Here is a 15,637-nt window from a genome sequence, read left to right on the forward strand (position 1 = left end):
GGTGTGATTAGGCAAAATCCTGCACACAATTATTGCCTGTTCGTTGTTGGAGCCTTGATAACCATAAATAGGGGGCTTGACTATATGATAGTCATACGGTTGATACTAAATAAGAATACAAAGTATAAAAGGATAGGCGGCACATTTTATTTCATGCCCCATATTCATTGAGCAAGAGGGCAAAATGAAAGGACTAGAGAAAATGAAGAAATGGAATTCATCTTGGCGTAGGGAGTCCAAGAAATCTTACCTAACAATTGGCTTACTGCTAGGAATGATCTCTATGGGACAAATGTCTGTGTCCGCTAACGAACCAGAACAGGCGGAAGGACCCATATTTACATTGCAAGGGATTACTGTAGAGGCTAAAAGGCCAGATTGGGAAGCAAAGCTTTCTCCGGGGACTGTCACCGTGATTCGCCCTCAGGATTTCAAAGGGGAGCAGAAGACGCTACCGGATATGCTGAAGACGGTGCCTGGGGTACACGTGCGCGAGGTGAACGGGCACGGGCAGTATACGACGGTCACGGTGCGAGGTTCTACCGCGGCACAGGTCGGTGTCTTCATGGATGGGATACTGACAAACCTCGGGGGCGATGCGGCTGTCGATATCTCCACCATTCCGGTCAAGAATGTAGAGCGCATTGAAGTGTATCGCGGTTATGTGCCGGCACGCTTCGGAGGAACTTTTATCGGCGGTGTGATCAATATCGTGACCAAGAAACCGGATAAACCCGGAATTTCTGCAGAAGTGGGAAAGAGCTCCTATGGCGGGAAGAGTCTCTCCATGGAGTATACGGCACCTGCGGGCAGCGGTACTTTGCTGGTGGCAGGAAATTATGAGTCAAGTGATAACGATTTTTCCTATACCAATTATGCGGCGGAAAGAAATATACCGGAAGTGCAGAATGCACTATCTGGGTTTCAGAATCAGGTAGCGAATTTCAATCGCGACTGTATTGATTACTTGACTTCCACCAAAAATCAGCAGGGGCAGGAAAAAGTGCCTATTATTTCTTTGTCGCCTGAGGAAGTTGATCACTTCAAAAATAATACGGATGATTGGTTGAACTTCGTCAGAGGGACAGGCGAAAACAGCTTGGCAGGAAAGATAGAAAAGAATGCATTCGCGAATGCGATGCAAGAGGATGCACTGACCTTCAAAGATAAAATTGCCTCTACCGTTGTAAATGGTAAGACTTTACAGGAATTATTCACAAACGAATACGGAGAAGAATGGTGGTGGGGGGAAGCCAGCCGGGAGTGGAAAGAAGGTCATGGTGATTTTATAACGCCTGAAATCAAGCAGGAGATTGTACGAAATTATGTCGATCAAACGGTAGGAGACACTATCGCCAATGAAAAGTTGAATACGGACCCGGAAACCAGCAAGAGTTTAGAAGGATATAAGAAGAAGGTCGAAGAATATAAGAAGAAATTGAAAGAAGCGAAAGATGGGAAACGTTGGCGTAAGTACAATGATTATAAAAATAGCAGCGCATTAGTGAAGTGGCAGAACCAGAACTGGATGGTCAAAGGTTCCTGGAATCAGATCGACCGGCATTTACCGGACGGATTGTGGGGGGGATCGGCTGCAGATGCCATCATCCATAATGGGGTTGATTTGAGAGATGTTTATTTCTATGACAGTCGGAGGCAAAAATTAACCAATACAGAGCTGATGCTACAGAATCGGAACCAGAATGGTCGGTTAGAATGGGGCTGGACGGCGGACTATCTTCACCAGAAGAAGAGCTATAAAGCGGAAAATATCATGAAAAATGATGTGACGGACGTGGAAGCTGTGACAGTTCCCCTAAGAGAATGGAGCAAGTATACTTCGAATAAGTACAATATCCAGCTGGATGGGACGTACAAAGTGTCTGAGCGTAATATGCTTGATTTCCAGATGAATATGTCGCATGAACGGTTACATATCGATGGCTCGCTGATGGATAAGGTGCTGGGAGATTCTGATATAGCCAATACCCTTGGGCAGACAAGAAATCGATATGATCAGGACATTTTGAATGTGCAGCTGCAGGATACGATCACCTTAGATAGGAAGTCCACCTGGTTCTTGACGCCGAGCCTTCGCTATAACCGGTCCAAGATTACTGGCTACAGCGATGGGAAACGATTTGCAGTGAATCAGGAGAATCGTTTCCATTGGCTGCATCCGAAAGACAGCCAGGTGGATGACAAGGTGACCTGGCAGCTCGCTTTGAAAAAAGAGGTCAATGACCAGCTGACGCTTCGCATGACTGGTGGGACATACTACCGCTTGCTGAATATGTATGAAATCGCAGGGGATGGGGCTGGTATCCTGCCCGCTTCTCGTGGCAGCGGTCAGAATTCTGTATTCCCTGTTCCGGAAGAAGGAAAGCAGTTTGATATAGGTGCCATCTGGAAAGGAAAACTGCTGCATGCGGATAACAGTACGCAGCTCACATATTTCTGGAGAGACTCGACCAATATGCTGCAGTTGGTCCGGGCAGGGAAAGACCATTGGTCTTATTTCAATGATAACCGCGGCAAGGTACATGGCGTGGAATTCCAGTCCAATTTCAGCTGGAAGAAGGTGGATCTGGACTTGCGGGCCACTTACATGCAGACACATATGCAAAGGAAAAATAGTGCCGTGGGCTATGGTTATTCTGATATCTGGGCTACCTATCAGCCGGAGTGGGAAGGAAATGCGAGACTGACCTATCGCCCGAATCGGCATGTGGATCTATTTGGCGAAGTCCATTATACCGGCGGTTATTATACCGATTACAGTAAGGACTCCAGAGGCGGAGAGTATGCACATTTGTCAGGGCGGCCGGTTAATGCACTGACGACCATCAATGGCGGTGTGAAATGGAAACCGGCTGACAGCTGGCAGCTTACTTTTGGCTGTAATGACATATTCAACAGGGGACCAAAGATGAAGATCCGAAGCAATACGGCTTTCACGGTGCCGGGATACATCAATCCGGAATTCCCTATCCAGGGACGGACGTATTATGCGTCGATCCGTTATCAATTCTAAGGAGGAATAGATGATGTGGAAAATGAGTAATAAAAAACGCAAGATGGCTTTCCTGACTGCTCTGATAGGGAGCCTTATGGCGGGATCCAGTGTAGGGGCGGCGAATCTGATGGCAACGATCCCATCGGATTATGCCAATAGCCAGATGGGAGGAGTGACAGGTTCCCGCGTGACCACGAAGGTCGATGCGGCTCCAGTGGTAGGAGCGGTGAAGAATTTGAACAGGGATCCGGCTACGTTCTCTGTGATGCTCGATGGGGAAAGCAAGATTTTCCTGCGTCAATACGTCTATGGCGTCACAGACCTGAAAGGAAGTATCCTGATGGATGCGGATGGAGACTGGGCTTCTGGTGCCAATCCTACAGGAGTGATTAAAGCCGTTCCGAATGCGCATGCTGTTACTGGGTTTGGAAATACCATTTATGCGACGGGCTATGATCAGGGGCAAGTGGGTATTGCGCACATTGTGGATAATCAGATTGCAGAAGATACAACCAAAACCGTCGATTTAAAGAAGGATATCAAGGAAAAGACCGGGGATATAGATGCCAAGGCGTATGATACCTATACAGATACGAATGGCAGTATACAGACTACGACGGTTCATGGGGAAGGGCTTTTGGTCAAAGATGGCTATTTATATGTGGCAGCCAGTGTCAATCTCAAGGGCGGATACGATAATTATGATAATGGGTATCTGATGCAGTATAAGATCAATAGCGATGGCGGTTTATCTTATAATGGGTATGCCCGCATTGGGAAAAATACGGATCAGGTGAAACTGAATAATTATAATCATTTAATCTTGAGTACTTCTATTGGGGGCTATCAAAATTATGGTTTCGGAAATAAAGAAACTTCTTTGGATTATGTAAATATTAACGGGAATAATATTGGAAATCTTCATGATAAAAAGTCGATCATTTTACCGGAGCAGGTTAAAAACGATGGCTATGATTTCCGTGATATGAAGGTACTGCCGGATGGTACTGTTTATGTGATGAAGTATACTTTGAGTGATGTAGGAGGGGACAATAAGAGTGGATTTACCGGCCGTGTGTACCAGACGACCATGGCCAATCTGATGTCGAAAAATCCGGATGATTGGAATATAGTGCTGGCGGGTACGGTCGGAGAAGATGGAGGTTGGTTTGGTCGCCTGAATGCGGAGTATTATACCAAACGGTTATGGGTAGAATGGGGTAACAATCTCTATGTGTACGAAGATGGAGATACGAAACCTACGCACCAATGGGAGACGAAGGACTTTTCTACTGACAAGCAGTTCTATCAGTTCAATTCTGTCACGATGCTGCCGACCGATCAAGTCTGGGGAAGTCTTGCCAAGTTGACGACGTATCGTCCTGAAGGCTTTACTGCATCTTCAGAAACAAAAATCACCCTGGAGAATGCAGATGCCAAGATAGGAACTGTAACTAGAAAAGCGGGCATTACTGGGACATCAGCGGACCATAAAGCTTTTAGTGATGTCACTTCAGATGATGGAACGTATTCTTTTACCAAAGATGAAGTGTTAAGTATTAATCTGGGAAAAGAAGGGGATCATGCCACCAATGCGGCAGCGGTCATTCAGGCGAAAGATGGGAAAGACATCACGATCGATGCTTCCGGTCATACCTTACAGCTAGCCTCTAAAAACTATATAGCATCTCCTGTAGGTATTTATGCCGGAAATGGTAAGAATGTAACGATCACGGCAGACAAAGTGGATGTCGTGACTTCCGGATATTCTAGCGGGAATTCCTTGACCAATGCGATCTGGAATGATGGCGGGAAAAATACAGCCAGCCAAATCACCGTCAATGGAGATGTCAATATTTCCATGTCTGGCGGTTATGGTGGCAATGGTGTCGCTATCCAGAAGTCGTTCCGCTGGGGAGAAAACAGTCAGGAATCGACAGTGTCTTCTGCTATTACGATTCATGGCAATCTGAAAATCGCAGGAGAGGACAGTGCAACGTGGGGCATTCCTGTCAATCAGGAGAATGTTCTGTCTCGTTTCAATAATGCAGGCATTCTGACGAATATTGAAAAAAGCAAAGTCACTGTCACTGGTGATGTAGATATGGCGGTGTATGGCAATGGAATCACCACCAATGCAGTTGGTAGCGAGGTATCCATTGGAGGCGGGCATATTACTGTGCCGCAGGGAACGAAATACGGCTATTATACACTGGGTGCCTATGTGGGTACGATCAATGTCAATATGAATGAGGCAGGCTCCGCAGCCGGTACACATGATGTACAGCTGGATGGAGATGTATTTGCTTTAAAATCGACGGGCACCATCAACTTGGGGCTGACAACGAAGAATTCCTACTTGAATGGTATCATTGACAATGGCGGCAAGGTCAATATGTGGCTGCAGAATGGAGCCGTCTGGACCAATGAAGCGAAAAATACCCGCTATAAACAGGACGATGAGGATGTAGGAAATAATGAGATAAGCCGAGTGACATTCCTGCATGGTGGTACGAAGTCGGGGACTGGTGATACAGCGGGTGTCATCATTCAAACAGAAAACAGTAAGTCGCTGACGATTGACAAATTCTCTGGAGCGGCGAAGGTACTGTACTCACATGATAGCAATACCCCCACGAAGATATTGGGCGGGGATGTGAACATCGGCAGTGCTATTCGTGGGTCAGAAATCGTTCTCCGGACGGATTATGATGACAACATGCAGTCTGATGCAGTAAAGAATCAGGTTTTGAATGCATTGGCAGAAAAACTGTACTATAAAAATGCTGTCAATGGTGAGAAATTCCTTTCTGGGAAAGTGGAAATCGCGGAAGGCTTGACAGCTTCCTCTGTGGCTAAATATACCGGAAATATTGCATTTAATCAGACGGATGGCCAGGGCAGCTTTGCAGGAAGTGGAGAAACGCCGGAACCTCCGGCTGAACAGTCGAAGACGCTCTTCACTTCTTCGATAACTGGCGGAGATGACAAAGAGTACAAGGATGATCATGTATGGCAGGATCAGGTGTACACCTTTACCAAGGATAAAACGACTGTCCAGGTAGAGGGAGGCGCAGCTGTCGATGCTGTGAAAGACGTGACCATCACAGCCGATGGAAATGAACTGGATCTGACCGGCGGAGAAGCCGGGATCCGTGCAGCGGCTGGAAAGACTGTAGACATCACGGCAGGTACACTCAAAGTCAATGGCAAGACGGGGATCGATGTGGCTGGCACCGTGACACTCAAGGGCAAGAGCGAAATCACCGGGACTGAAAAGGCTGTCAACGTACAGAAGGGCGGAAGCGTAACGCTTGGCACATCGACCATCTCTGGAGATGTAGAAAACAGCGGCCATCTGACACTTGACGCAGCGACTACCGTGAGCGGCAGCATCGCCAATGCGGGCGTCCTTGCGGTAAACGGTGAGACCCATGCCAAAGATCTGACCACAACGGGAACGATGACTGTAGGAACTGATGGTGTGCTTGCGGCAGACAATATCAATGTCAATGGAGGTACCTTCACAGCCAATGGCAGTGTGAGCAGCACTGTCAAAGCTGACAAAGGCGGCAAGGCCATCCTGAAAGGAAAGAAGACCGTACTGAAAGGTCTGGTAAGTGGTGATCATTCCAGCATCGAAGCGATCCTATCCGGAAAAGACTCCGCATTAAACGGCAGCCTTGATGGAGCAGGGAGTGTGACTCTGTCATTGGCAGATCAAGCAAACTGGACAGGGAATGCTGTTGGAAACGGGGCTTACGCCGTTACCATCGGGAAAGACAGCACCTGGACGGGAAGCAGTGCAGGAAACAATACCAGCCTCACCCTGGGAGGCACTTGGAACAACCGTGGAACAAGCAGCCTGAAGCAGATGGCAGGAAACGGTGGCGTCATCGATATGACAGATGCAAAGGCTGGCACCGTCACCATCCAGAACTATGGCGGCAGCAGCACCTATATCTACAAACATGACACAACAAAACCGGCAGATGCCAACAGCGGTTATGCTATCCTTGGCGGAGATGTGAAGATTTCCCAGGCAGACAAAGGCAGTGAGATCACCCTTCTTACCGATCGTGCTGGTTTGGATTTCGATTCGACCAAAGCAGATGAGAAGAACCTCATCAGCGGTACGCTGAATGCGCTCGCAGGAAAACTCTACTATACGGGCTACGCAGATGGAAATCTTAGCGGAACGGTCAAGATCGCAGAAGGCCTGACAGCATCTTCTACCAGCTTGAGATCTGAAACCATTACTTTTTCCACAGCTGATATAGGTACCAAGAAGGCAGGACAGGGATTCTATGCCTATACTCCGGCGACGGATGAGAAACCTTATGAAACTGGTCCTATTGTAAAATCTGAAAACATTGATGAAACACGTGTTGGCGATGTCAACGGCATTGTTTCTATCAATGTTACCGAAGCGCAGGATAGTGTAGCTTCCAGTGCGCCTAGTGCTATGTATGTAGCAGGCGATGCAGTAAGCCCGCTTGTTGTTGATCTACAAGGGCACACCTTAAAGCTTAACACCAGCGGTGATGCAAAGAAATATTTGTCTACCGTTTACGTTGATGCAGACAAGAGTATGGAAATTAAGGATTCCAAGGGCAATGGTGTCCTGAAGGTTTCCGCCGGTCTTGGTGCTGATGGCAATGCTGATACTAAAGCTAACTATGTTTATGGCATTCGTGTAGGTGAAAACGGCAGCTTTACCGCAAATACTGATGTCGAGATAGACGGAGTAAAATCCGATTCTACTCAGCGTGCTTATGGTTTATATGTAGGTACCAAAGGCAATGTCGTATTTGAAAAGGATTTGACTGTCAAGAATGTTCAGACCGGCAACAAGGTTGGACCGAGTACAGCAGGTATTTATGCAGACAGTTCTTCAAGCGCAGATGCTCCTGTCAATATAACTGTTAAGGGCAATCTTAATATTGAAAACGTATTGGGAAGTGCAATCCGTGCACTGAATACTTCAACTATATCTACTGCCGGCGCAACAATTAAAGCTGCGGATATGTCTAACGGTACTGCAAATAGCCAATATTATGCTTTGCAGGCTAACAAGGGGACTATTAACCTGAATACCGGTGAAGGCATTACTGCCGGAGTTCTGGACGTTACCGGTGACATGAAGGTAACTGACAATAAAGCTTCTGTTATCAATGTCAATATGACGAAGGGTTCCCAATGGACAGGCGCAGTAAGCAATATTCCCGGCAGTACTTATAATGCACCTGCTGGTCAGTTTAATCTGACAATGGCAGAAGGATCCGTATGGAATCATGAAACCGGGCGTTCAGTAGATACGCTGAAGACAACGTTTGCCGGCAGCAATGTTTCTAAGCTGGACGGCTCCGGTGTAATCTATCAGAATTCCGACAAGGGTATTATCGTATATAATTACAGCGGAGACACGACTGTTGTTTATGGCCATGAGGCAAATGATCCGCTGACCATCAATGGCGGTGATTTTACGATCAAGGCTGCCGCTGCCGATTCCAAGATCACTTTGGTTACCGATAGCCAGGGGATTACCGGTGGCTTTGCGGATGGTGATACGGCAGCAGAAAAGAATCATGTCAAGGAAGTACTGAACAAGCTGGCTAATAAGCTGTTCTATACAGGCTACAAGGATGCAAATCTGGCTGGCGTTGTTAAGATTGCCGACGGTCTGACGGCATCCAGCGTAAGCGCTACTGTCAAAGCATCTGGAGATGTGACCTTCTCTGATGGAACGAATGGGACGAAAAAGGCAGGACAGGGATTCTATGCCTATACGCCGGAACAGGAAAAGCCCAATTATAAAACAGGTGCAATTACCAAGTCTGAAGATATCAGCCTGAGTCGTGAGCTGGATGAAAGCGGCGTGGCGCATGTTTCTGTCACAGAATCGAATGTTGGTAATAACAAATTTGCGAGCGCACTCTATGCAGGTGAATCGACATCCTTGTCCAGCCCGATGACTGTCAAAATGTCCGGTAAGGGGCTGGCTTTGAGCGCTCAGCAATCCAGCGGCCAGGCAGCAGGCATTTACGTAGATGCTAACTCTTACATCAAGGTTGTTAATCCGTCTGCGGATCAAAAGCTTGCGATTACAGCAAGCAATACGGATACCAGAGGCTCTCATGGCATTTACGCCCTGGGCAATGCGCACCTGAATATTTCCGGTCCGGTAGAAATTACAGATGTTATCACGAAGGGTGATGCCGCAACCGGCATAAATATCCAGGGCCAGCAGAGTGAGATTACTATTGATGGTCCGCTGACAATCAGCAACGTCAAAGGTCTTAGAGAACGCGGCGCAGGCATGAATGCTTCCGGTATTCAGGTCACCGGTGACAGCTCCACTGTGACTGTCAGTAGTCCGGTCGATATCTCCGGTGTACGCGGCAGCGGTATCAAGCTCGCTGGCAAGGATACCAAGGTATCTGTTGGCGGTGGCACCATCACGGCAGCTGAAGACAGTGGTAAATCGCATAATTTCTATGCAGTCCGCGTAGATAAAGGCACGCTGGACATCAACATGAAGGACGGCGCTGCAGGCGATACGACCACCAAGATTACCGGTGATATGTATGCCACCGGCCAATATGGCAAGAAGGTCGTGGAATATACCGGCGGCGAGCTGATCGACTGGAAAGACGCAGGCATCCTTAATGTGGCTTTGACCGATAAGGATTCCTTCTGGAAGGGCGTGGCTGCTTATGATATGTATAACGACAACTATGGCGCTGGCGGCAATACTATGCATGATATCGGACAATTCAATCTGTATCTGCAAAACGGCGCCACTTGGACCAATGAGCAGCAGTCGCATGTGACAACAACGACCATAGCGTCCAAAAATCCTGTATGGGCAGGCAGCACGCTGGCAACGCTGCATGGCGGTAAGGATGCCGATAATGCAGGCTTGATTTATCAGAAGGACAATAATCCTATTTCTGTTGTAAATTATAGCGGTCATACCACTGTATTCTATGAGCATGATGCTGCTGATCCTACTAAGATGATTGGCGGCAGCTTCCATATTACCAATGCAGCAGAAGGCTCTGCTATCACCTTTATTACAGATAATAAGGGCATTACCTCCGGCTTTGCAGATGGCGATTCCGCTGATGCTAAGGATAAAGTAGCCAACGTACTGAATAACTTGGCAGGCAAGCTGTTCTACAAGAACTATACGGATGGTCATCTCTCTGGCGTAGTGAAGATAGCTGAAGGCCTGACTGCTTCTTCCGCAGAACTGAAGACCGGCGATATTTCCTTCTCTACGGAAGATACAGGCACCTTTACACCTGGCCAGGGCTACTATGATTATAAGACCAGCAAGCCTGGCAGCCAGATAACTAAAGAATTTACTACGGCAATTACCGGTGATGCAGTTGCTGATACGGTTTACATAGAAAAAGGCGTACTGAAGGACGATGACACCTATGTATTCACGGCAGACAGCACAACCATCACACCTGAAAAGCATCTGATTGCCGGTGGTGCATGGCTCCCGCAGATCAGTGCAGCGATTTCCGGCTCCGATGAAAACCATAATGTGACCATGGATATGAATGGCAACAAGCTGACGGTAGATACAACAACCGATACCCATACAACCGGTATCGCAGCCATCGGCAAGGGTGTAGTCAACATCAATAATGCCGGTGCGATGTCCGTCACTGCAACAAGCACCAAGGGTGGTCAGACAGGCGCACTGTTCGTGAATGCCGGCGGTACGATCCAGATTCATAATGCCGGTGCTGACAATGTCCTTACCTTGCGCGCGAAGAGCACGGCTCCGGCAAATGCTGCCGTGATCAAGAGCATGAACGGAGTAAGCGGCGTGATGTCTGCTATCACCGTGGACGGCCTCGTTGATGTTGTGGCTGATAAGAGTAATGCTTCCGGTGCCAACGAAGCCATCAGTGCAGTTGCTTCCAAGGTTGAGGTTGGCGGCGGCGTCATCAAGGCGATCAACGGAGCAGAATATGCGATCCGTGCTTACGGTGAATTCGCTTCCAAGAACCGCGGACAGGTGAATGTGAATGTCAAGAAGGATGCCAAAGGCGCTATCATCGGTGCAGGTAGCAATACTGTTCAGCTGGAAGGCAATGTCTATCTCGGCGGCGGCATGGATAATGCCGGTGCCAATGCAGATGTCAGCCTCGGTCTGAATACGAAGGATTCCTTCTGGAAGGGCGATGTAAGCAATGCTAACGGCAGCAGTGCAGGTATCGTGAACCTTTACATGGGAAGTGGTGCATCTTGGACCGGCAATAACCTTTCCGGCAATACCGTAAACGCGAATCTGGATCACGCCACCTGGACCGGCTCTAGCAGTGGCAATGCGATGCACCTTACGCTAGATAACTCTATCTGGAATGTAAATGGTGCTAGCAAGATTGCTTCCTTCTCCGGTAACAAAGGCAGCATCTTTGTGGCAAGTGATGCGGGCGATATCAGTGTAGCTGATTACAGCGGCAACGCTACTGTGATTTACAACCACGATGCTAATCATCCGACCAATATTCTCGGCGGCAGCTTTACCATCGGTCAGTCGAAGAACGGGTCTGCCATTACGCTCATCACGGATAACCAGGGCATCACGAAAGGCTTTACCGCACAGGATAAGGCTGAAGACCAGAATACGGTCAATGAAGTTTTGAACAAGCTGGCACAGAAGCTCTTCTACACCGCGAATGACAGCAAGCTGGCTGGTACGGTCAAGATTGCTGAAGGACTGACCGCTTCCTCCAAAGCGCTCAAGACTGGCAATATCAGCTTCTCCACCGATGCAACCGGCACGAAGACACCTGGTCAGGGCTTCTATGAGTATACGGTCAAGGATGATTCCGTTATTACTGATCCGATCACAGGTAATCTGGATAAGAAGTATGAAAATCTGGGCATCGAAACCGAAAAAGGCATTTACAACTTTACGCAGGATACAGTGATCGATGTCACAAAGGGTGATTACAGCTCGAACCTGAGTGCTATTGAATCCAGCGGCGGTCCGATTACGATTAACGCTAAAGGGCAGGATCTTGACGTAGCTTACCATGTTTTGAAGGGCAGCAATGTGGCACGTGCGGTCGCTACCGGTCTCAGCTATGGGAAATCGAAGGATGTGACCATTACAGCTAAGAACCTGAAGCTCAGTACGGATACCACAGGCTTCAGGGCGCAGGGAGTTTATGCAACAGGCGGTAAGATCACCATCGATGCAGACACCACTATTTCTACCTCTGCGCAGACAGAAAGCAATGGTATTTACAGCGGGAATGGCGGTACCGTCACCATGAGCGGCAACCTGACTATCCAAAAGGATAGCAAGGCAGCGAATTACATTGCGCTGAAGTCTGACGATAATGGCGTGATCAACGTCAATATGAAAGACGGCAAGGAAGGCGCAGGCATCGTGAAGATTGATGGCGATGTCTACACCAAGTCGGCAGAAAGCTATGATTATTGGGAGGAGGAAACAACTTCTACATCTTCTACCGTTAATCTGGCATTGCAGGGCAAAGACAGCAGCTGGAACGGCCGCAGCCTCTACGAAGTTACTTCCGGTGATGACTCCACCAGCTATGGCACATTTAACCTGTGGCTGACAGATGGTGCCACCTGGACAAACGAGAAGAACGGCAAGGAGGTTCCGAGCGGCTTTACCGGCAGCCATGTGACGAAGCTGACTGGTGGCAGCGATGCGGCACACGCAGGTAACATCTTCCAAAACGATACTAAGAAGATCACCATCGACAACTACAGCGGCTATGCGAATATCTACTATGCACATGAAGGAAATGGCGAAGCGGCAGAGAACTACAAAGCGGGTGACACCATCATCACCAAGGCAGCTGCCGGTTCCCAGATCTCTCTCATCACCGACAACACTAACGTCGCAATGGATAACGAATACAGCGTAGCCAATGTCCTGAATGCGCTGGCAGGAAAGCTCACCTACAGCGCTTATGCAAAAGGCGAGAAGCACCTCACCGGCTATGTGAAGATCGCCGACGGTTTGACCGCATCGAGCAAAGCCCTGCAGACCGGAAACATCGCCTTCAGCGATAAAGATGGCAAAGGCAGCTTGGCAGAAGGGACAGTCACACCTGGGGTCACCTATCCGGAAGAGCAGGTGAAAGACTCCTATACGCAGGCTATCACCGGCATCACGAAGGATGACTATATCTACAAGCAGAACGGCGTCCTGAAAGAAGAAGGCAAGTATACCTTCACGAAGGATCCGACAAAGATCATGGTAGAAAAAGGCTCTGCTATCGATGCCAAGGCGGATATCACCATCGATACCAGCAAAGCGAAACTGGAACTCTCCGGCAAAGACGCCGGCATCAAGGCGGATGGTCATCAGGTATCCATCACCGGCAGCACCGTGATCACCGGCAAAGACGCGATCTCCGCTTCCAATGGCGGCAAAGTCACACTGAATGGTATGACCGACATCAAAGCAGCTGGCGAGGATGGCACAGCGATTTCTGTAGCTGACAAAGACAGTGAAGTCGCTATCACAGGCAATGCAGCCGCTTCGATCACGGGCGCAGTCTACGTCGCAGGCGGAAACCTTACTGTAAATACCGGGGCCACCACCACCATGACGGGAGATGTAGTCATCGATGGCGGCAAGGCTGACATCACACTCGGAGACAAGGCATCTACCCTGACAGGCGATCTGTCTGTCAGCAACAATGGTCAGCTGACGCTCAATGTTAGCAATGGAGCCAAGGTGACAGGCAGCTATGCAGCAAGCAATGGCACCCTCACCATGAACGTCAAGGATGGCGGCTACTGGATCCTGAATGATGCAGAAAACACCACCAGCCTGTATGCGACAAGCCTTGCTGATGAAGCAGGGGATACGAACGCACCTGCAGCAGGAAAACTTTTCGTCAATGGTGGCAGCGATAAAGCACACACCGGCTACATCGATATGACCAAGAGAACCCAGGACCTCGATATTGCAAGCTTCAGCGGACACGGAACCTTTATCATGGCGCATAAAGACGACGGTACATTCACCAGCGGCAACGTGAACATTGCAAAAGCAGCTGCCGGCTCCGGACTGACCCTTTACACAGCCAACAATGGCAGCATCCAGATGACGGACAAAGCTGCCGTAACCAAGATCTTGGAAGCATTGGCAAAGAAGGCCATCTATACAGAGGGGAACGACAATCTGACTGGTGAAGTAAAGATCGGCGAAGGTCTCACCTCCTCCAGCGCCAAGACCGGATTGATTTCCTTCAAAGACAAGACAGGCGCCCTTGTCGATGGCAGCATCCAGTGGGAACCGACCATTGAAGAAGGTGACTACGAGACCTTCGTCATGAAGGGCGCAAGGAGCGCCGTCACCACCTCCTTCCACAGCTGGCGTGACAACATGCAGGACACCTACACAGGAGCAGACCTCGCTGATGAAGACGGCATCTTTGCCAAAGCCCTTGGCGGCAAGACCTCCTCGGATGTCAGCGGACTGAAAGACAGCAACAACTACTGGGGTGCACAGGTCGGCTACGACAAAGCCCTCGCAAATGGCTGGCACACCGGCGTAGCCTTCGACTACCGTGATGGCGACAGCGACTACCTCCTTGGCGGCAAAGGCGACAACAAGCTCTACAGCTTCGGTGTCTACGGCGTGAAGAAGATGGAAGACGGCAGCTACTTCAGAGTGGCAGCCAAAGCCGGCCGTGTAGAAAACGAATACGACGTCTATACCGAACTCAGAAACAAGCTTCATGCAGACTACAAAGCCAATGCCTATGGCCTCACCGCAGAATACGGGAAGACCTTCGGCAGTGAGATGAGCTACATCACCCCGAAAGTACAGCTCACTTGGTCCCGTGTAGGAAGCAAGGACTACAGCGGCAGCGCAAACAATGGCGCAATCATGAACATTTATCAGGAAAGCTACGACAGCCTTGTCGGCCGCCTCGGCTTCGAAGCGGGCATGAAGAAAGCCCATGGCAGCCTCCATGCAGGACTCTACCTGGCGCATGAATTCAATGGAGACATCGACACCCGCTACTTTGCGAAAGACGGCGGATGGAAATCCACCTCCTTTGACGGAGATGACACCTGGGCAGAACTAGTGCTCGGCGGAGAGTATCGCCTTGGCAGAAACAGCCAGCTCTATGCAGACTTTGCAAGAGATCTTGGCGGCGACTTCCAAAGAAAGTGGAAGCTGAATGCCGGCATCCGCCTCAGATTCTGATAAAGTCCTCGATTGACCGCGTGAGAACGCAAACAAAAAAGGATGAAACTAAGCGTAAGGCTTGGTTTCATCCTTTTTTGTTGCCTTGAAAGCAGGCAGGAGGTAAAGATATAAGGGTAGTCCCTGACGTGTGTGGGAGAGAGGTTCAGCTGGTTCTATAGGTTCAACGGGTGCGGTGTGAAAGTAATATAGCGTCGTATGTGAGATGAAGAAGATCCCATATCGTCATCTCGAGCAAAGTCTAGGGAAACGCTGACTAAATCGCAGAGTTAGATTTCATATGGATTTTTATACATAGCTTCGTCATCATCCTCCTTAAATAGCTCGCTATTCGCGTTAGATGATTCCTTGCTCTGTATAAAAATCCAAGAATGAAATCTGACAACAAT

Annotated in this window: 2 protein-coding genes; both read left to right on the top strand. The window is 48.9% G+C overall.

Features of this window, described 5'->3' with window-relative positions; genetic code table 11:
- Window positions 1–283: 283 nt before the first annotated feature.
- Window positions 284–3,034: a TonB-dependent receptor gene (locus ACGG9R_RS03495; RefSeq protein ID WP_390151509.1), complete on the top strand. Its 2,751-nt coding sequence runs from the start codon at window positions 284–286 to the stop codon at window positions 3,032–3,034.
- 10 nt (window positions 3,035–3,044) lie between these two features.
- Window positions 3,045–15,248: a hypothetical protein gene (locus tag ACGG9R_RS03500; RefSeq protein ID WP_390151512.1), complete on the top strand. Its 12,204-nt coding sequence runs from the start codon at window positions 3,045–3,047 to the stop codon at window positions 15,246–15,248.
- The last annotated feature ends 389 nt before the right edge of the window (window positions 15,249–15,637 follow it).

The organism is Dialister sp. i34-0019-2H8, assembly GCF_042846925.1.
Classification (GTDB): Bacteria; Bacillota; Negativicutes; order Veillonellales; family Dialisteraceae; genus Dialister.

Coding starts and splice junctions, on each gene's coding strand:
- ACGG9R_RS03500 (WP_390151512.1), top strand. CDS start 3,045: ATGATGTGGAAAATGAGTAATAAAAAACGCAAGATGGCTTTCCTGACT.
- ACGG9R_RS03495 (WP_390151509.1), top strand. CDS start 284: ATGGGACAAATGTCTGTGTCCGCTAACGAACCAGAACAGGCGGAAGGA.